At 71.1% G+C, this 16,682-nt stretch carries 18 protein-coding genes; 11 read left to right on the top strand and 7 right to left on the bottom strand.

The window, feature by feature from the left end:
* Positions 1–57: 57 nt before the first annotated feature.
* The 6 genes from HTZ77_RS27075 to HTZ77_RS27050 form a co-directional block, all read right to left on the bottom strand.
* Entirely contained in the window at positions 58–1,257 is a 1,200-nt protein-coding gene (locus HTZ77_RS27075) for an FAD-dependent monooxygenase (protein ID WP_175592487.1), read from the bottom strand.
* A gap of 35 nt (positions 1,258–1,292) precedes the next feature.
* Positions 1,293–4,205, bottom strand: a complete 2,913-nt coding sequence (locus tag HTZ77_RS27070) for an ATP-binding protein (protein ID WP_175592486.1) — start codon at positions 4,203–4,205, stop codon at positions 1,293–1,295.
* Between the two features lie 52 nt (positions 4,206–4,257).
* Positions 4,258–4,650, bottom strand: coding sequence for a YybH family protein (locus tag HTZ77_RS27065; protein ID WP_175592485.1), 393 nt, complete (start codon positions 4,648–4,650; stop codon positions 4,258–4,260).
* A 217-nt stretch (positions 4,651–4,867) separates the two neighbouring features.
* Positions 4,868–5,323, bottom strand: a complete 456-nt coding sequence (locus HTZ77_RS27060) for a hypothetical protein (RefSeq protein WP_175592484.1) — start codon at positions 5,321–5,323, stop codon at positions 4,868–4,870.
* A 181-nt stretch (positions 5,324–5,504) separates the two neighbouring features.
* A complete protein-coding gene (locus HTZ77_RS27055; protein WP_175592483.1) occupies positions 5,505–5,939 on the bottom strand; it encodes an SSI family serine proteinase inhibitor in 435 nt (144 codons plus the stop codon).
* A 392-nt stretch (positions 5,940–6,331) separates the two neighbouring features.
* The gene (locus tag HTZ77_RS27050; protein ID WP_175592482.1) at positions 6,332–6,706 is read right to left on the bottom strand and encodes a nuclear transport factor 2 family protein; all 375 of its coding nucleotides are present in this window, start codon (positions 6,704–6,706) and stop codon (positions 6,332–6,334) included.
* A gap of 173 nt (positions 6,707–6,879) precedes the next feature.
* Between HTZ77_RS27050 and HTZ77_RS27045 the strand changes: the two genes are divergently transcribed.
* The 4 genes from HTZ77_RS27045 to HTZ77_RS27030 all read left to right on the top strand — a co-directional run bounded on the left by HTZ77_RS27045 (position 6,880) and on the right by HTZ77_RS27030 (position 10,020).
* Positions 6,880–7,377 (top strand): GyrI-like domain-containing protein, encoded by a 498-nt coding sequence (locus tag HTZ77_RS27045; RefSeq protein ID WP_175592481.1) that lies wholly within the window; start codon positions 6,880–6,882, stop codon positions 7,375–7,377.
* Between the two features lie 108 nt (positions 7,378–7,485).
* Positions 7,486–8,307 (top strand): helix-turn-helix domain-containing protein, encoded by an 822-nt coding sequence (locus tag HTZ77_RS27040; protein ID WP_175592480.1) that lies wholly within the window; start codon positions 7,486–7,488, stop codon positions 8,305–8,307.
* A gap of 271 nt (positions 8,308–8,578) precedes the next feature.
* Positions 8,579–9,127: a DUF3592 domain-containing protein gene (locus HTZ77_RS27035; RefSeq protein ID WP_175592479.1), complete on the top strand. Its 549-nt coding sequence runs from the start codon at positions 8,579–8,581 to the stop codon at positions 9,125–9,127.
* 77 nt (positions 9,128–9,204) lie between these two features.
* Positions 9,205–10,020 (top strand): helix-turn-helix transcriptional regulator, encoded by an 816-nt coding sequence (locus tag HTZ77_RS27030; RefSeq protein ID WP_175592478.1) that lies wholly within the window; start codon positions 9,205–9,207, stop codon positions 10,018–10,020.
* A 50-nt stretch (positions 10,021–10,070) separates the two neighbouring features.
* Here HTZ77_RS27030 and HTZ77_RS27025 read toward each other — a convergent pair whose 3' ends face one another.
* Complete coding sequence (locus HTZ77_RS27025; protein ID WP_175592477.1) at positions 10,071–10,634, bottom strand: hypothetical protein; 564 nt, start codon at positions 10,632–10,634, stop codon at positions 10,071–10,073.
* Positions 10,635–10,709: 75 nt separating this feature from the next.
* On the opposite strand from HTZ77_RS27025, the gene HTZ77_RS27020 reads away from it, so the two are divergent.
* From HTZ77_RS27020 to HTZ77_RS26990, 7 genes are all read left to right on the top strand, one after another.
* Complete coding sequence (locus HTZ77_RS27020) at positions 10,710–11,132, top strand: nuclear transport factor 2 family protein (protein ID WP_175592476.1); 423 nt, start codon at positions 10,710–10,712, stop codon at positions 11,130–11,132.
* A 160-nt stretch (positions 11,133–11,292) separates the two neighbouring features.
* Positions 11,293–12,228 (top strand): NAD-dependent epimerase/dehydratase family protein, encoded by a 936-nt coding sequence (locus tag HTZ77_RS27015; RefSeq protein WP_175592475.1) that lies wholly within the window; start codon positions 11,293–11,295, stop codon positions 12,226–12,228.
* 536 nt (positions 12,229–12,764) lie between these two features.
* On the top strand, positions 12,765–13,400 hold the full coding sequence (locus HTZ77_RS27010; RefSeq protein WP_175592612.1) for an HAD family hydrolase: 636 nt from the start codon (positions 12,765–12,767) through the stop codon (positions 13,398–13,400).
* A gap of 81 nt (positions 13,401–13,481) precedes the next feature.
* Entirely contained in the window at positions 13,482–14,663 is a 1,182-nt protein-coding gene (locus HTZ77_RS27005) for a helix-turn-helix domain-containing protein (protein ID WP_175592474.1), read from the top strand.
* Between the two features lie 89 nt (positions 14,664–14,752).
* Entirely contained in the window at positions 14,753–15,286 is a 534-nt protein-coding gene (locus tag HTZ77_RS27000; protein WP_328808785.1) for an ATP-binding protein, read from the top strand.
* Positions 15,283–15,564 (top strand): hypothetical protein, encoded by a 282-nt coding sequence (locus tag HTZ77_RS26995; protein ID WP_175592472.1) that lies wholly within the window; start codon positions 15,283–15,285, stop codon positions 15,562–15,564. Before HTZ77_RS27000 ends, HTZ77_RS26995 begins: the two co-directional genes overlap by 4 nt.
* Positions 15,565–15,744: 180 nt before the next feature.
* Positions 15,745–16,680: a radical SAM protein gene (locus HTZ77_RS26990; RefSeq protein WP_328808784.1), complete on the top strand. Its 936-nt coding sequence runs from the start codon at positions 15,745–15,747 to the stop codon at positions 16,678–16,680.
* Positions 16,681–16,682 lie beyond the last annotated feature (2 nt).

Raw genomic sequence — 16,682 nt, 5'->3', positions numbered from 1 at the left:
CCGCACTATGCCGAAAGCGGCACCGGATCCGCCACGCAAAATTCCAGGTGGTGGGGGTCACGCGGGCCGGCGAAGGCTCTCGTAGTCGCGGAGCGTGATGTTCTCGGCGGCCTTGCGGGCCATGGTGGCGGCCATGTTCTTGCCCGGCAGGTACGGCATCAGCTTGTAGTAGCGATTGAGGAACGAGGCCAGCAAGCGGCTGCCCGGCACCATGAGCTTGGCGACGCCGTCGCCCATCTTCTGGCAGCCCGTCGCGTACCCGCGCATCTCCTGCTCGTAGCGGGCGAACGCGACGCGGTGGTCGCCCCCCGCGGCCGCCAGCTCGCCCGCCAGCACGTACGCGCCGACCAGCGCCAGGCCCGAGCCCATGCCGGACAGCGACGAGGGGCAGTAGGCGGCGTCGCCCACCAGCGCCACCCGGCCGCGCGTCCAGGCGTCCATGTGGACCTGGCCGACCGAGTCGAAGTAGAAGTCGGGTGCGCGCCGCATCTCGCCCACCAGCCGGTCGCTCTGCCAGCCGTTGCCGGTGAACTGCTCGGCGAGGATCTCCTGCTGCCGGGCGACGTCGCGGCGGTTGAGGTCCATGAGCGGCGAGGCGAAGTAGAAGACGGCCTTGGCCTCCGCGTTGTGGCGCGCGCTGTACAGGGCGACGAGCCGGCCCGCCGTACGGTAGGCGTGCCCGGTGTGGTCGAGCCCGAGGTGGTTGGCCGTGGTGAAGATCGCGCAGTAGAGGCCGAGGTGCTTGACGAACCGCTCCTCCGGGCCGAAGGTCAGGCGGCGGGTGTTGGAGTGCAGCCCGTCGGCGCCGACCACCAGGTCGAACCGGCGTGGCGCGCCGCGCTCGAAGGTGACGTTTACGCCGTCGGCGTCCTCGTGGAGCGAGGTGATGGAGTCGCCGAAGACGTACTCGGTGAAGTCCTTGGTGGTGTCGTAGAGGATGCGCCCGAGGTCGCCGCGGAGGATCTCGACGTCGCCCGCGAACAGGTCGGCGGGCATTTTCGCCTGCTGCTTGCCGGCCGCGTTGACGTACGACATGGAGCCCATGCCGGTCTTGGCGCGTTCGACGGCGTCGAGGATGCCCATGCGGCGCAGCACGGTCAGGTGGGCCTCGCCGCGGAAGTCGACGGCGTAGCCGCCGTCACGCAGGGCGGGGGCGCGCTCCACGATCGTGGGGACGAAGCCGTGACGGTGGAGCCAGTAGGCGAGCGCGGGGCCGGCGATGGAGGAGCCGGAGATGAGGACGGTGCGGTTCTTCATGACGCACAGCCTCGGCCGGGGCGCTCACCGCGGGCTCACCGCCGGCTCACCGCCCGCACCACCGGTTCGGGCAGGCCCATCATGCGCAGCGTCTCCGGGGTGGCGGGCGCGACCGTGGCCGCCGACGCCGCCGCCTCACGGTAGCGCGCCTCGGCTCCGGCCCGGTCGCCGCGCGCCTCGGCGACCTGGCCCAGCCCGGCCAGCGCGCGCACCCGGTGGCCGACGCTCTTGATCCAGTGCGGGTCGAGCCGTTCCAGAGCCTCCTGGTACAGCCGTTCGGCCTCCGCGAGGTCGTGCTCCGCCAGGGCCACGTCGCCCAGCCCGCGCAGGGCCGCCGCGAGATAGGTCGAGCCGCCGGCGCGGTGCGCGAGCCGGGCGGCCCGCTCGTAGTCGGCGCGCGCCGCCGCCAGGTCGTCCCCGGCCAGGTGGTCGCCGCGGTTGACCAGCAGGTCGGCGCTGTCCTCCAGCGCGCCGAGCTCCTCGGTGAGGGCCAGCGCCTCGTCGGTCAGCGCGACGGCCTTCGCCCGGTCGCCGACCGCGCCCGCCAGGCCGGCGACCGAGTCCAGGGCCAGCGCCGTGCCCCATCGGTCGCCGAGCGCGCGGTACGCCTCGGCCGCCGCGCGGAACTCCTGCTCGGCGCCCGCGGTGTCGCCCTCGCCGAGCAGCGCGAAGCCGTGCACGTACCGGGCGGCCGCCCTCGCCCACGGATCGGGGCAGTCGCGCTGCGACCAGACCAGCGTGTACGCGGCGCGCGGATCGGTGTCGACGGCGCTGCGCATCATCCACAGCAGCAGGGTGGCCGGGTGACGGCCCGCCCGGTCGCCCTGCCACGCGGCGGCCAGCGCCTTCTCGGCCGCCGCGCGATGCCGCTGCCACACCGGCCGCCCGTCGATCCCGGACGCCGCCAGCAGCACGGCCGTCGCGTACTCCTCACCCGGCAGGTCCCGCGCCGGGTGATCCGGGAGGTCCCGCGGCGGGACGGCCATGGCGTCGAGCAGCGCGATCGCCTGGGGCGCGACGGCCGCGGACGTGCCTCTCAGCCACAGGTACGTCGAGGCGGCGGCGAGCAGCTCCAGAGCCGTCCGCGTCTCACCGGTCTCGACGCTCCAGCGCAGCGCGGCGAGGAGGTCGGCGTGCTCGGCCGCGAGCCTCGGCAGCCACTCCAGTTGCTCGGCCCGCCGCAGGTGAGGGTCGGCGGCCCGCATCAGGTCGAGCAGGCGCCGGGCGTGGGCCCGGCGCACGGTCTCGCCTTCGCCCGCCTCGGCGAGCCGTTCGGCGGCGTACGCGCGGATCGTCTCCAGCATCCGGAAGCGCCCGCCCACGGCCTCCACGAGCGACTTGTCGGCCAGCGACTCCAGCGTCTCGCCGTCGGCCCCGCACACCCGCAGCGCCGACTCCGCCGTCGCGCCGCCGGCGAAGACCGCGAAGCGCCGCGCGGCCCGCCGTTCCGGCTCGGACAGCAGCTCCCAGCTCCAGGCGACCACCGAGCGCAGCGTCCGGTGCCGCCCGGCGGCCGTGCGGCTGCCGCGCGCCGCCACGCCGAGCCGGTCGTCCAGCCGTCCCGCGAGGTCCTCGACGTCCAGGGTGCGCAGCCGCGCCGCCGCCAGCTCGATGGCCAGCGGCAGGTCGTCGAGCGCCGCGCAGATCCGCCGTACCGTCCGCGGATCGGCGGTGAACCCGCGTCGCACGGCCGTGGCGCGGTCGGTGAAGAGCCGCACGGCCGCGTCGCCGTCGAGGCCGCGCACCTGCCAGAGGTTCTCGCCGATGACGCCGAGCGGCTCGCGGCTCGTGGCCAGGACCCGCAGCCGTGGACAGGTCGCCAGCAGCCGGGCCGCCAGCGCGGCGGCCTCCTCGACGACGTGCTCGCAGTTGTCCAGGACGAGCAGGAGCACCCGGTCCGACAGCGCCGAGCTGAGGCGTTCGACCGGGCCCTGCCCGTCGCCCTCGATGACCAGCCCGTTCTCGCGCAGGCCGAGCGCGGCCAGCACCGCCCGCGGCAGGTCGAGGCCGTCGCGCAGCGCGGCCAGTTCCACGAAGCACACGGTGTCGTCGGCGACCGCGGCGACCTCGACGGACAGCCGGGTCTTGCCCACACCGCCGGGGCCGATCAGCGTGACCAGCCGGGCCACGCGCAGCAGCCCGGCGACCTCGCTCACCTCCGCGGCACGGCCGACGAAGCTCGTGAGCTGGGCCGGCGGGGCGGCGGGCGAGGCGGGCCGGGGCGCGCTCAACGCCTCCCGGTGCAGCCCGGCCAGCTCGGCCGAGGGGTCGGCGCCCAGCTCCTCGGCCAGGTGCCGCCGGGTCTCCTCGAACACCTCCAGCGCCGCAGCCTGCCCGTCCTCGGCGAACAGCGCCCGCATGAGCAGCGCCGCCAGCCGTTCGCGCAGCGGATGGCGGCCGACCAGCTCGCGCAGCTCCGGCACGACCGACCGGTGCCCACCCAGGCGCAGCTCGCCCTCGATCCGGTCCTCGACCGCCCCGAGCCGCCGCTCCTCCAGCCGCGCGGCGGCGGCCTGGGCCGTCGGGCTCTCGGCGAGGTCGGCCAGCGCCGGTCCCCGCCACAGCTCCAGCGCCTCGCGCAGCAGCGTGACCGCGCGGCCGGGGTCGCCCTCGCGCAGCGCGGACCGGCCCTCGGCGGCCAGCCGCTCGAACCGGTAGCCGTCCACGTCGTCGTCGTCCCGGACCACGATCCGGTAGCCCGTCGCGGCCCGTTCGATCGCCGCTCCGTCGCCCACGGCCGAGCGCAGCCGGGACACCTGGGAGTGCAGCGCGTGAGCCGACGTGCCCGCGTTCGGGTCGATCTCGTCGGCGAGCCGCTCGGCGGGGACCGCCTCGCCGGGACGGATCAGCAGCAGAGCCAGCAGCGCCCGCCGCGCCGGGCCGCCCAGGGAAACCTCGGTCCCGTCGTCGTGCCACGCCCGGGTCTGGCCGAGGATTCCGAACCGCATGCGGCTGATTATGCCGGGGGGCCGGCCACCTCCCGCCGGGGGTCCCGACGGCTCAGGCGGCCTTGATGGTGGTGCCCTGGGCGGAGGTGAGGCGCCAGGTGCCGGGGGAATCGGCCACGTAGACGTGCGTGTAGCGGCTGCCGGCGCTGAAGGCCGTCCCGTCGGGCTGAGTGAAGTTCATGCCGGTACGCCCCACCACGATCCCGACGTCCCCCACGCGGCGCACGACAGCCTCCTCCGGGAACGACTCGATCGCCGGGAACTGCACGGCGCCGGAGGAGATGGCGTCGAGGAGGACGTCACGGCCCACGACGGCGCCGTCGTCCACGCTCACCAGGACGAAGTCGTCCGTGAGGAGGCCGTCCAGGACCTTCGCGTCCGCGGCGGTCAGCGCCTCGAAGAAGCGCTGGTCGTGGTCGAGCAGGGACTGGCGGTCTGCGCTCATGGGGGTTTCCGTTCCTCGGGTGGTGTCGAGCGGCCCGAGCGTAGACCTTGTCGCCAGTGTCAAGGTCAACCCCGCCGGTCAGGAGCGGACGACGGGCGGGACGGCCCCCCGATCGGCGAGCTCTGGCACCCCTCCGGCCAGTCTCGCCCAGGCCGTCCCGACCGTGGCCGTCCTACCAGCGACTGGCCCTACCAGCGACTGGCGGCGGCGCGGTGGATCAGCTGTGCGTCGTGGGGCTGCTCTTCGCCAGGTGGCGGTCGATGATCTGGTCGAGCTGCGCGACGGCGGGCTCCCAGTCACGGGGCAGCGTGTGGCAGCGGACGGCGTGGTGCCCCCGGTAGCGCAGGGTGTAGGTGAAGTGGTCCGCGACGTCGCAGCCGTCCGTGGAGGAGTTCCACGTGGAGATGGCGCCGAGCCTGCGCCGCAGCAGGCTGAGCTCGTCGGCCGTGAGCTGGAAGTCGGCGGTGACCGCGGCGGAGGCGGCCCGCGCCTGGCCGTCCCGGTCGATCGAAATGCTTCGCTGAATTCCGGCGAACCCGCCCGACTTTTCATAGCCGATCATTTCCTGGGAATGACGGGCCTTGGGCTGCGCCTGCGTTGCGGCCTGCGCGGTCGTGGCCGGCAGGACCGTGATGGCCGCGAAAATGGCCGCGACGGCCAGGTGCTTGAACATGAATATATCCTTCTCCTCGATCGGGAAACGTTTCGGAGTCCCCACGGCGAATTGTGGGCATCGTTGTTCCGGGGCATCCCGGGAGGTCCTATTCTCGCAGGCGCGCGCTAATCTGCTGTTCACGTGACGGCCATGTGAGAATGAGGATCGGGATGCCCCGTGTTCACGAAAGGACCGGGGATCAGGAGGCGAAGAGGACGCCTCCGGTGGCCCGCACCGCCGTGCAGAGGTTCGGATACGTCCGGGCGAATTCGTGGAACTGCCTGTTCCAGACGCCGGTGGCGGTCACGCGCACGGGGGCGTATTCCCTGGTGCACATGCCGGGGTCCTCGGGGATGCGCTCCACCGCGCCGTTCGCGCGACGGAGCTGGTCGCAGGCCGGCGTCGGGTTGGCGTGCGCGCCTCCGTCCGGGCCGCACAGCAGGGTGGCGGCCGGGACGGGCGCGGGATCCCCGCCGGTCACGGGGGTGACTCGGAGAACGTAGACGCCGACGGGGTCGGGCGCGGTCGAGGTGGTCGCCAGGGCGGGGCCGGCGGCGAACAGCGGCACCATTCCGGCCAGGGCGGCCGTGGCGAGCCAGGCCCCGCGACGGTCGGAGTTTCGCTGCGATCGCATGGTGATACCTCCTTGTATCTCTGCCGCGATCAGCGGTTTCGGTGTGGCGAGGCGCTATTGGTGCGCGCCTCGCCATACGGAGAAAAACGCAGGGACCGGATGCCGGTAGGCGCTCCTAAATCCTTGCGCCACGAGATGTTAGGACGATAACAACTGCGGGGGCAAGTCGCCGGTCGAGCGCCGTGCGCGACTCGTTGACCATTCAAGGAAAAACGCGGTTTCATAAAGCTCGACAGGTGACCGTAAAGAGTGTGGGATGTGCGAGTGGACGCCTCGCTCTACCGCTCGTCGAGCGGGTGATCTCATGCGCCGGCGCCGAAGGCTGATGTCCGGATTGTGCGTCGTTTTGCGGAGGACCTATTTCATTCAGTGACAAAGCTCACATTGCGGCCTTATCGCGGCCTGCATTCCTGATCCGCGTCGGCCACGGGCTGGACCACGTCCCAATGCTCGACGATCAGCCCGTCCTCCAGCCGCCAGATGTCCACGACGGCGGTGGCCTGGCCGCCGGACTCGGTCATGAGGTAGTGCATGACGACGTACGGCCCGTCGGCGACGACCCGCTTGAGCTCCAGCCGGGCACTGGCCACCGGCGCGCGCGTGATGAAGTCGACGAAGGCGTCCCGGCCGGACGGGTTGCCGGGGCTGTGCTCGACGAAGTCCTCGTGCAGCAGCGTCCGCAGGACGCCGATGTCGCCCCGGGCGAAGCGCTCGAAGCCGTCGGTCACGAGCCGGCGGTTGCGTTCGGTCTCTTGGTCGGTTGTCATGCCGGCCACGGTGGCAGCCGCGGCCGGGAGCCGTCGATGACATGGGATGTAAGGGGGCGTCCTCTTCTGCGCGGCCGCTCGGGGAGCGGCGCAGTCGCGCACCGATGTTCAAGCGTCGCCGCGACCGGCTCCGAAAGGATGAGGCACGACCTGCCGGCCAGGAAAGGACGACGATGACGGACCAGCCGCACGGGCACACTTTCGAGATCCTCCACCGTGACCCCCAGACCACGGCGAGCATCAGGATGACGGTCGCGATCGCCCGTCTGTCGGAGGCTCAGGGCGAAGGGTTCTCGGAACTGTGGAAGTACACCCAGCAGCCCGGCGTGAGCGTGGAGGGGCAGCCCTTCGTCAGGTACCACACCTTCGAGGAGGGCGAGACGGACGTGGAGGTCGGCGTGCCCGTGGCCGGACGTCCTGTCGGCGCGGGACGGGTCGCCTCCGCCGAGCTGCCGGGCGGCACGGCCGTCGCCACGTGGCACCTCGGATCGCACGACAGTCTGGGCGACACCTACGCCCTGCTGGACGCGTGGCTGAAGGAGCACGACCGTGAGCCGGACGGCGCGGCGTGGGAGGTCTACCACTGGTTCGACCTCAGCGCACAACCCGATCCGTCGAGCTGGCCCGCCCCCGTGACCTGGCGCACCCAGCTGATCCAGCCGATTCGCTGACGCCGGCCGCGTCCGCGCCTCCCGCCGCGAGAGTGCCTGGTCCATGTGTTGCGGAATCGCGATGATTCCGACGACGGTGAAGGCGATCGGGCGGCGAGTCTGGATGTCATGCGGCGACAGGAGCTCGGCAAGGATCCCGGCTTGGGCATGTCCGTCCATGACATCCGCGGCGGAGGGCAGGTCAAGGGCTGGTCGCCGTGGGCTCCGGACATCGGCGACGCCGTGGTGCTGATGCGGATGGGGGGCTTCCGCCGGCACGCTTCAGGGCAGGACTCCTTCCTCGACGCGGCCGGCGGCTACCTGACCAGAGAAGGGCTGGAGGAGCGCTTCGCCTATCCGTCGGCGAGCGAGATCCGCTACACCTGGATCATGCTGACCCCTGACGCCCACGACGAATACGTCGCGGGCGTCCAGGGCGCTCCGGGCTGGATGCTGGCGATCACCGCCCTGCTCGACCTGCGCCATCGCGAGCTGCTGTCCGCCTGCAGGAGAGGCGCTGACCGCCTGGAGGTGGGTGAACGGTTGCAGAGCCTGCTGGCGGCTCTCCCACCGCGGACCGAGCGGCCCGGCCCCGGTGCGCCGCCGACGACGCGGGTGATCCACCGCCGCATGACCATCGCCGTGCAGGAGGCGCTCTCCTGCGGTCACCTCAACGACAGCGTCGTGGACCTGGCCCGGCTGGTCGGCGCCTCGCCCAAGCATGTCGGAAGGATCTTCCGCCATGTCACCGGCCGCACGATCAGCGAGTATCGCAACGAACTGAGGGTGCGGGCCGTGCTGGAGCACATGGCCGACGGCGGCGCCCAGCTCGCCGAGCTGGCCACCATGTACGGCTTCGCCGATCACGCGCACCTGACCCGGACGGTCCGCAAGCATCTCGCCGAGACGCCCAGCGCCCTGCGCGCACGCCTCGACCGCCGTGGCCTCTGACCGTCGCGTGACCCGCTGACCACCGCGCCGACCACTCACGGACTCGCCCCGCTCATCGCCGACGACCATCTCTCCGGGACACGTCGAAGGCCAGGTGCATCCCCACGGGGTCATCCACCGTCATGAAGTCCAGGGTGAGCTGCTCGTTCACCCGCACGGGAGGCGAAGTGCCCGTTGCGGCCCGCCGGCGGCAGCTCCCGCAGATCCATGATGGCCGGGAACCTTGGCGCGTCCCGAGCGTTCTACCGTTCGAGCCGACCTGAGGAGGCCCGTGTTGGACGACCTGGTCACCTACTTCCCGTTGCTGTTCGTGGCGTTCGGAGTGCTGATCCTGCTGTTTTCGATCAAGGGGATGGTGGACGGCAGGCGGTTCGCCCAGCGGGCGGAGCGGGTGCCGGGCGTGGTCAGCGACGTCCGGACCACGTTCACGGGGCAGGGGGAGCACCTGAGGGCGAGACGCCGGCCGGTCCTGACCTTCACGACCCTGGACGGGCAGGAGATCACCACCGAGGCGCGGACCACCTCCGACCTGGGCGTCGGCAACGCCACCGATGTGCTCTACGACCCGCAGGACCCGACCAGGGCCGTGCCCGCGGGGAACATCGGGGGCGGCCCCGGCGGGATCGTCGTCGGGCTCATCGCGGTCATCGTGGGCCTGGCCTTCTTCGCCGGTGTGTCGGGCGCCTTCGCCGGCGTCGGCGGCGGCGCCGGTGACGGCCGTGTCGGTCACGGCGGTTCCGGAACCCAGTGCGAGATGCAGAAGCCCGACGGCACCGTCGAACCCATGGAGTGCCCGCCCGGCCTCTTCGACGACGAGTGAGCTCCGACGAGCGCTCATGACTTCATGACATGGGATGTAATGGCGTCGCCGGCGGTGGCCGCGATAGGACATCGTTCATGTCAGCAGATCCGCCCGTGGGGGAGCTCCTGCGGGAGTGGCGCAGGCGCCGGCGGCTGAGCCAGCTCGACCTGGCCATCCAGGCGGGCGTCTCCAGCCGGCACGTCAGCTTCGTCGAGACCGGCCGGACGATGCCCAGCCGTCCGATGGTGCTGCGCCTGGCCGAGCACCTGGGGGTCCCGCTGCGGGAGCGCAACCGGCTGCTCGTCGCCGCGGGGTACGCACCGATCTTCCAGAACCGCCCCCTCGACTCCGCCGACATGGCCGCGGCCCGCGAGGCCCTTGAGGGCATCCTGCGGGGACACGAGCCGAACCCGGCACTCGTCGTCGATCGCCGCTGGAACCTGCTCCTCGCCAACTCCGCGGCGGATGTCTTCCTGGACGGCGTCGCCCCCGCCCTGCTGGAGCCGCCGGTCAACATGATGCGGCTCGGCCTGCACCCGGACGGGTTCGCTCCGCGGGTGGTCAACCTGGAGCAGGTGCGGAGCTACTTCCTGCCCCGGCTGGCGCGCCAGGCCATGCGTACGGGGGATCCGTACCTGAGCGAGCTGCACGAGGAACTGGTCGCGTACGGCCCGCCGGGCGATGCCGCGCCGCCGGACCCGGCGGAGATCGCTCTCCCCATCCGCGTCCGGCATCGGGGGGCCGAGCTGGCCTTCATCAACACGATCACCACGTTCGGCGCGGCCTTCGACATCACGCTGGAGGAGGTGGCGGTGGAGGCGTACCTGCCCGCCGACCCGGCCACCGCCCGCGCTCTCCGAAGCGGCGACGACGGAGCGCCGGCGACCGGCGACCGGCGAACGTGGCGGTGACCTGCTGAGGGCGATCACCCCAGGGCGGAGGCTCGGACGGACAGGTGCGCTCAGGTGAACCGGTCGACGTCCAGGCGCACGCCGGTCAACGCCTCGACGGTCGCCAGCGCGGTCTGCCAGTCGGGATAGGGCACCTCGGGCGTCACGCCCGCCTCGTCGTCGGCCCTGATCCGTGCCCCCAGCGCACGCAGGGCGCCCAGATGGTCGTCCAGTGCGGCGGGGTCCGGGCCGAAGCACTCCGGGCCGCCGGGAGACGAGACTTGCTGCACCGACGTGACGAGAGCCCCGTCGGCCGCGTAGAAGAGGTCGTGAGTGTTGTTGACCAGCCACCAGAAGCCCCACGCCTGCGCGTTCTCGGTGAGGCGGGTCCACAGCTCGTCCTCGTCCGAGGGGCAGGTGTTCGCCGACAGCACGATCACGCCGTGATCGCTCTGTTCCAGGAGGACGTGCTGGTCCCACAGGTCCAGCATCGTGCGGGAGACCGCCGCACCGGGGTCGGCGCCCAGCCGACGGGCCACATCGGCGACCGTGAGCGGCTCGCCACGTCCGCGCACCACCATCCAGAAGATCGCGGATCTTCCCCATGCGGAGACGACAGGGTAGCGACCGATCACGACACTTCCTGATCACTCGTGATCATGTCCGAATGTGGCCGGTCTCGGGCTGGGAGGCTGCCTACGCTGCCTGGCATGACCTCAGAACGAAGCCGCGAGCTGGTGCAGCAAGCGTGGCGATCATTCTCGACCCGGGACAAGGACCTGATCGGGGCGTTCTTCACCCAGGACGCGGAGTGGCTGGCCCCGCCCGGGAACGCGACCGCCGTGGCGCTCGGCGGATCTCCTCACATGGTGGGCAGGGACGCCATCGTCCACTTCCTCACCGTTGACTTCCCGCGCATGTTCGTCGCCGACGTGGCCCTGGACTTCCACGGCTTCTACGCCGACGGCGACGTGGTCGTGGTGGAGGTGACCATGCGGGCCACGCTGGCGGACGGCAAGCCCTACCGCAACGACTACTGCTTCGTCTTCGAGCTGCGGGACGGGTTGATCCATCAGGTGCGCGAATACATGGACACCGCCGCAGGGCATCGCATGGTGTTCGGAGACGCGTGATGGAAATGCCCGCGCGAGACCAGCACTGACCCGCGACGGCGGTCGGCCGTGGACAGCCCCTGCTCGCGATGTGACGTGTATCACCTGGGGACCCTGTCAGGAAACGGCGGGTCATCCGGTTCAAGTGACGAATCCGAACCGGACGGCAAGGGAGCCGACGATGAGAGTGCTGGTGGCAGGAGCGACCGGAGCGATGGGCAAGGAACTGGTGCCCCGTCTGGTCGATGCGGGACACGAGGTGTTCGCCATGGTCCGCAGCGAATCCGGCAAGGCCAGGGCATCACAGCTCGGTGCAGTACCGGTCATCGCCGATGCGCTCGATCGCGCCCAGGTCGAGGCGGCCGTGCGCCAGGCGGCCCCGGAGGTGATCGTTCACCAGCTCACCGCCATCGGGCACATCGACACCCGCCATTTCGAACGCAGCTTCGCCGCCACCGACCGGCTGCGGATCGAGGGCACCGACAACCTGCTCGCGGCCGCACGCGCCACAGGGGTACGACGGTTCGTCGCCGCGAGCAACGGCGCGTTCACGTACACCCGGACCGGCGGGCCGGTCAAGAACGAACAAGACCCCCTGGATCGCTCGCCGGTCAGCCAGATGGCCTCCATGATTGCCGCGGTCGAGCACCTGGAGAAGGCCGTGCTGGGCGCCGCCTGGACCGAGGGGATCGTGCTGCGCTACGGCGCGTTCTACGGACCCGGCACCTCCATGGCGCCGGGCTCCGCGCAGCTTGAGATGATCCGCAAGCGCAAGTTCCCGGTCGTCGGCGACGGCGGCGGGGTGTGGTCGTTCATCCACATCGCCGACGCCGCCGAAGCCACGGTCGCGGCGGTGGAGAACGGCGGCCGCGGGGTCTACAACATCGTCGACGACGACCCCGCCCCGGTCGCCGAATGGCTGCCGGAACTGGCGGCGATGCTGGGGGCCAAGAAGCCGATGCGTGTACCGCGGTTCATCGGACGGCTGGCCGCCGGAGAGGCCGGCGTCGTGCTCATGACCGAACTGCGCGGCGCATCCAACGCCAAGGCCAAGCGCGAACTGGGCTGGCAGCCGGCACACCCGACCTGGCGTCAAGGGCTTCGGGTGGGGATGTGACGTGCTGAGCGTCGCTCTTCCTGCCTCGGTCGGCACTCCTGGTCGTTCCCGTCTCTCCCGGAGGTCCCGGTCTGGGCCGGGGTACCCCCTCTCAGGAGGATCTTGCTCAGTCGGGCTGGTCGAGCCAGAGGTGCCGTCCTGGCGGCGTTCCTGCCGTGAATCCATGGTGATCAAGGGGGCGAGAGCGGCGAGCATCAGCATCGCCCCGTCATGGCGTCCGGTCAGGTTCAGCAGCGTGCGAGGGGCGAAGCGGGTGGTGCTGGTCCGGCCTCCGCGTTCCTCGCCGGGGCGAGCCGGCAGCTCCGAGCGCGCCGTCTCCCGTGGGCAGGGTAGGCGAGAAATCGGCCGCGGCCTCATAGCGCCGACGCGGCGAGAGGTCATGTGCACGGCGAGCTGGGCGAACACCCCGGTGGCCCAAGTGGCACGGACCTGAGATGCGGGCCAAGTCCCTGCGAATCGGCACGTAAAACATCCACATCTAACCGGGCGGTCCGCCCTCCCGATCTGCAGTCTGTCCAGACTAAGCTCGCCCGGTGATGAGGACCTTCGCCTTCGACATCGGCGAAACGATCGTGCGCGACGACCGCTACTGGAACTCCTGGGCAGACTGGCTCAACATCCCCAGGCACACCCTGTCCGCGCTCGTCGGAGCGGTGGTCGCGAAAGGCCGCGACAACGCCGACGCCGTGCGCCTCCTGCGCCCCGACATCGACCTCGCCGCCGAGTACGCCGCCCGAGAGGCCGCCGGCCGCGGCGAGCACCTCGACGACTCCGACCTCTATCCCGACGTCCGACCGGTCCTCACAGCACTCCGCGAGGCCGGCCACCAGGTGCTGATCGCCGGAAACCAGACCCAGCGCGCCGCCGAACTTCTTCGCGCTCTCGACCTCCCCGCGGACGGGATCGCCACTTCAGGGGAGTGGGGCGTGGCCAAGCCCGATCCCGAGTTCTTCGCCCGGCTCGTGGACCTCGCCGGCGCGGCCGCGAGCGACATCGTCTACGTCGGCGACCACCCGGCCAACGACGTCCTGCCGGCCAAGGCCGCCGGCCTGCGGACCGCGCACCTCCGCCGCGGCCCCTGGGGACACCTGTGGGCGGACGACCCGGTGGCGGCTCCTGCGGACTGGCGCATCACCTCCCTGACCGAGCTCTTGACCCTCCCGATCGAGTAGCCGGGCGTTCTACCAAGGGCAGGGCAGCACTGCGACGGTACGGCTACAGTCCGAAGTGACCGCCTCGAATTCGGAGCGCTCATGCCCGCAGACCCTCGCAGTGGCATCGGAAGGCGCATCGCCTACTACCGACGAGTCGCGCGCCTGTCCCAGCAGCAGCTCGCGGCCGCCTCGAACGTCCACCTGGGCACGATCCGCAAGATCGAACGCGGCGTCCGCGGCGTCGGCGACGGCGTCTTGGAGGCGGTCGCCGACGCCCTGAGGATCGACCCATCGCTCCTCCTGGCCGACCGTGCCCATGCCAACTCGCGCATCCAGCAGGCGCTGCCTGTGATCTCGGCCGCCATCTCTGCCTACGACCTTCCCGACGACGGCCCGATCCGGTCCCTGCCGGAGTTGCGCTCCGCCGTCGACGAAGCCGTGCGCTGGCGCTTGGCCGCGCAGTACGTGCATATCGTCAGCCGCGTGCCAGACCTCCTCGGTGAACTGTTCCGCGCCATGCAGGCCGCACCAGCCGAGCATCGCTCGCAGATCGCCACACTGGTCGTCCACGCATGCCGCGCCGCCGACGCCGTCGCCTACAAGGCCGGGGCCTACGACCTGTCCGCCCGGCTCATCGACCTCATGCGCTGGGCCTCGCCACAGACAGGTGACCCTCTGGTGAGCGCCAGCGTGGCGTACGTGCGCTGCGAGACCTTCTTCGCGGCAGGTATCCACCACCGCGGCCTGCAGGTGTTGGAGAGCGCCATCGACGCCGCGCCGGCACACGATCACGCCACTGCCACCGCGGCCCGCGGCGCCCTGCACATGCGAGCAGCCGTCATCGCCGGCCGGGCCGGCGACGCAGACGCGGCTTACACCCACCTGGCCGAGGCCCGGATTCTTGGCGACCGCGTGTCCGAAGGGGTCTTCTACGGGACAGCGTTCGGCCCGTCCTCGGTGCGCATCCATGAGGTGTCCGTCGCGGTGAGCCTCGGTGCGGGCCATGTCGATCGGGCCCTGGAGCTGGCCCGCGATTGGGCGCCACCAGCAGACCTGCCCGACGAGCGTCGCAGTGGCTTCTACATCGAACTCGCGCGCGCCCAGCTGTGGGTGGGCTTGCCAGACGACGCCTTCGAGAGCCTGAAGGTCGCCAGGAAGATCGCGCCACAGCACACCCGCGACCACCGGTGGGTCCGCGAGGACGCCGCTACGCTACGCAGGCTCAAGCGCGCCGATGCAGAGACTCTGACCGCTTTCGCCGAATGGTGCAGCGCCACCTGACCCAGGTAACCCTCATGGGGTTACTTCTGGCATTGCGCAAAGCCCACCATCTGTCTGTCGGAACCTGACAGACAGATGGGATCGGCTCAATGCCGGAGGCAGCGACGTCCCACGGGGCAGCACAAGTTCCCGTGCCAGAAACGATCAGCATCGCTGGCCTGCACGGCCTGGCCTGCATGTTCTGCGGCGCCGTCAGCCCACCCATGACTGACCATAGCGCTGGCGGGACCACACTGGCCCCCGTCCGAGAGGCGACATGGGAACTTCTCCGCATCCCCGAAGCCGCCGGACACGCTCGCGCCCTCACCCGCGAAGCGCTCTCCTCCTGGGGGCTGGGCACCGAGGTCGACGACGTCATGTTGATCGTCTCCGAGCTCGTCACGAACGCGGTCGTCCACGCCGAGGCGCCGATCGAGCTGCGCCTCATCGTCAGTGACCAGATGCTCAGGGGCGAGGTCGTCGACCACAGCCTGAGCAGCCCCCGACCGGTCGCCGCCGCCCTGGACCAGGAGCACGGTCGCGGCCTGGCCATCGTGGACGAGTACTCCGAGTCCTGGGGCGTCGCCCCTGAGCCCACGGGCAAGGCCGTCTGGTTTCTGAGGAGTCTGAGGGACCTGTCATGACAGGCCCCGCTCAGGTCGCCCTCACTGGTTCGTATGCCGGACGCCAGCTCGCGGTGCTACGCAGCACATATCCCGGATGGGAGATCCAGCGCGTCATCATCACGGCCAACGAAGCCGAGTTCACGGCCAAGCTACGCCGGCCGATCACCGCGGCGATGGCGGCCGCCGGAGTCGAGGCGCAGATCACCGAGCCAGACGCCGCGTCTCTGGCATCCGCGCTCTCCCAGCAGGCGGCGCTGATCCACAACTGCAGGGCCTTCTACACCCGGCCCGACTGAGCGCCCGGGCAGCCACTGTCCACCCAGTGGCCGTCCCGCAGAGACGAAGCCCGACGTTGACCTTCTGCTGTCGGCCATCCCCGCCGACAGGGGCCCGGCGCGGCGGCGGCCTTCCCAGGCGTCCGCCGCGCCAACCCGCACCTTGAAAGGCACCACCTCACGCCACGAAGGGGCCACATCGTGACCATCGCCGAAGCCATCTCCCCGCCCAACCTCGACTTCCTCTGGCTGGAAATCACCGGGCGCTGCCAGCTGGAGTGCACCCACTGCTACGCCGAATCCGGACCCGGCAAGACCCACGGCACCATGACCGTCCGCGACTGGACGAACGTCATCGACCAAGCCGCCGACGCGGGTGTGTGCATGGTGCAGTTCATCGGCGGCGAGCCCACCCTCCACCCCGACCTGCCGGTGCTCATCGACTACGCCCTGGCCGCCGAGATCGAGGTCGAGATCTACTCCAACCTCGTTCACGTCCCCGACCGGCTGTGGGCGACCTTCCGCCAGCCCGGCGTCCGCCTCGCCACGTCCTACTACAGCGACGACCCGGCTCAGCACATGACGATCACTCGACGAAACACTCTGCCTCGCACCGAGGCCAACATCGAGCGCGCCGTCGAGCTCGGTATCCCGCTGCGAGTCGGCATCATCGACCTCGGCGACGGCCAGTGCATCGAGCAGGCGCGTTCCCAGCTCGCCGACCTGGGCGTCACCAACATGGGCATCGACCGCATGCGGCTTCTCGGCCGGCCAGCGCAGCGCGCGTGCAATGCCTCAGAGCTGTGCGGACGCTGCGGCGACGGCATCGCCGCCGTCCTCCCCGACGGCACGCTCAGCCCCTGCCCGCTCAGCCGCTGGCTCGCCGCCGGCAACGTCACCACCACCCCGCTCACCGAGCTGGCGCCGCGCGTTCAGCGACTCGCCGCCACCCACATCTCGCCCGCTCTGCCGGAAGCCTGCAAGCCCCCATGCGAGCCGCAGTGCAACCCGGGATGCAACCCTGGCGTCAACGCCCCTGGCGGCGGCGGCGGCTGCCAGCCCAAGATGTCGTGCAACCCGAACCAGCCCTGCAAGCCCAACAACCCGTGCCAGCCTGACGTCACCCCGAAGAAGTGACC

The organism is Nonomuraea montanisoli (assembly GCF_013363975.1).
GTDB lineage: Bacteria > Actinomycetota > Actinomycetes > Streptosporangiales > Streptosporangiaceae > Nonomuraea > Nonomuraea montanisoli.
This window is presented reverse-complemented; position numbering and strand designations above follow the sequence as displayed.

What these genes read in the sequence shown, in the direction of transcription:
- HTZ77_RS27075 (WP_175592487.1), bottom strand. Translation starts at nt 1,257, where the DNA reads ATGAAGAACCGCACCGTCCTCATCTCCGGCTCCTCCATCGCCGGCCCC.
- HTZ77_RS27070 (WP_175592486.1), bottom strand. Translation starts at nt 4,205, where the DNA reads ATGCGGTTCGGAATCCTCGGCCAGACCCGGGCGTGGCACGACGACGGG.
- HTZ77_RS27065 (WP_175592485.1), bottom strand. Translation starts at nt 4,650, where the DNA reads ATGAGCGCAGACCGCCAGTCCCTGCTCGACCACGACCAGCGCTTCTTC.
- HTZ77_RS27060 (WP_175592484.1), bottom strand. Translation starts at nt 5,323, where the DNA reads ATGTTCAAGCACCTGGCCGTCGCGGCCATTTTCGCGGCCATCACGGTC.
- HTZ77_RS27055 (WP_175592483.1), bottom strand. Translation starts at nt 5,939, where the DNA reads ATGCGATCGCAGCGAAACTCCGACCGTCGCGGGGCCTGGCTCGCCACG.
- HTZ77_RS27050 (WP_175592482.1), bottom strand. Translation starts at nt 6,706, where the DNA reads ATGACAACCGACCAAGAGACCGAACGCAACCGCCGGCTCGTGACCGAC.
- HTZ77_RS27045 (WP_175592481.1), top strand. Translation starts at nt 6,880, where the DNA reads ATGACGGACCAGCCGCACGGGCACACTTTCGAGATCCTCCACCGTGAC.
- HTZ77_RS27040 (WP_175592480.1), top strand. Translation starts at nt 7,486, where the DNA reads ATGCGGCGACAGGAGCTCGGCAAGGATCCCGGCTTGGGCATGTCCGTC.
- HTZ77_RS27030 (WP_175592478.1), top strand. Translation starts at nt 9,205, where the DNA reads ATGTCAGCAGATCCGCCCGTGGGGGAGCTCCTGCGGGAGTGGCGCAGG.
- HTZ77_RS27020 (WP_175592476.1), top strand. Translation starts at nt 10,710, where the DNA reads ATGACCTCAGAACGAAGCCGCGAGCTGGTGCAGCAAGCGTGGCGATCA.
- HTZ77_RS27015 (WP_175592475.1), top strand. Translation starts at nt 11,293, where the DNA reads ATGAGAGTGCTGGTGGCAGGAGCGACCGGAGCGATGGGCAAGGAACTG.
- HTZ77_RS27010 (WP_175592612.1), top strand. Translation starts at nt 12,765, where the DNA reads ATGAGGACCTTCGCCTTCGACATCGGCGAAACGATCGTGCGCGACGAC.
- HTZ77_RS27005 (WP_175592474.1), top strand. Translation starts at nt 13,482, where the DNA reads ATGCCCGCAGACCCTCGCAGTGGCATCGGAAGGCGCATCGCCTACTAC.
- HTZ77_RS27000 (WP_328808785.1), top strand. Translation starts at nt 14,753, where the DNA reads ATGCCGGAGGCAGCGACGTCCCACGGGGCAGCACAAGTTCCCGTGCCA.
- HTZ77_RS26995 (WP_175592472.1), top strand. Translation starts at nt 15,283, where the DNA reads ATGACAGGCCCCGCTCAGGTCGCCCTCACTGGTTCGTATGCCGGACGC.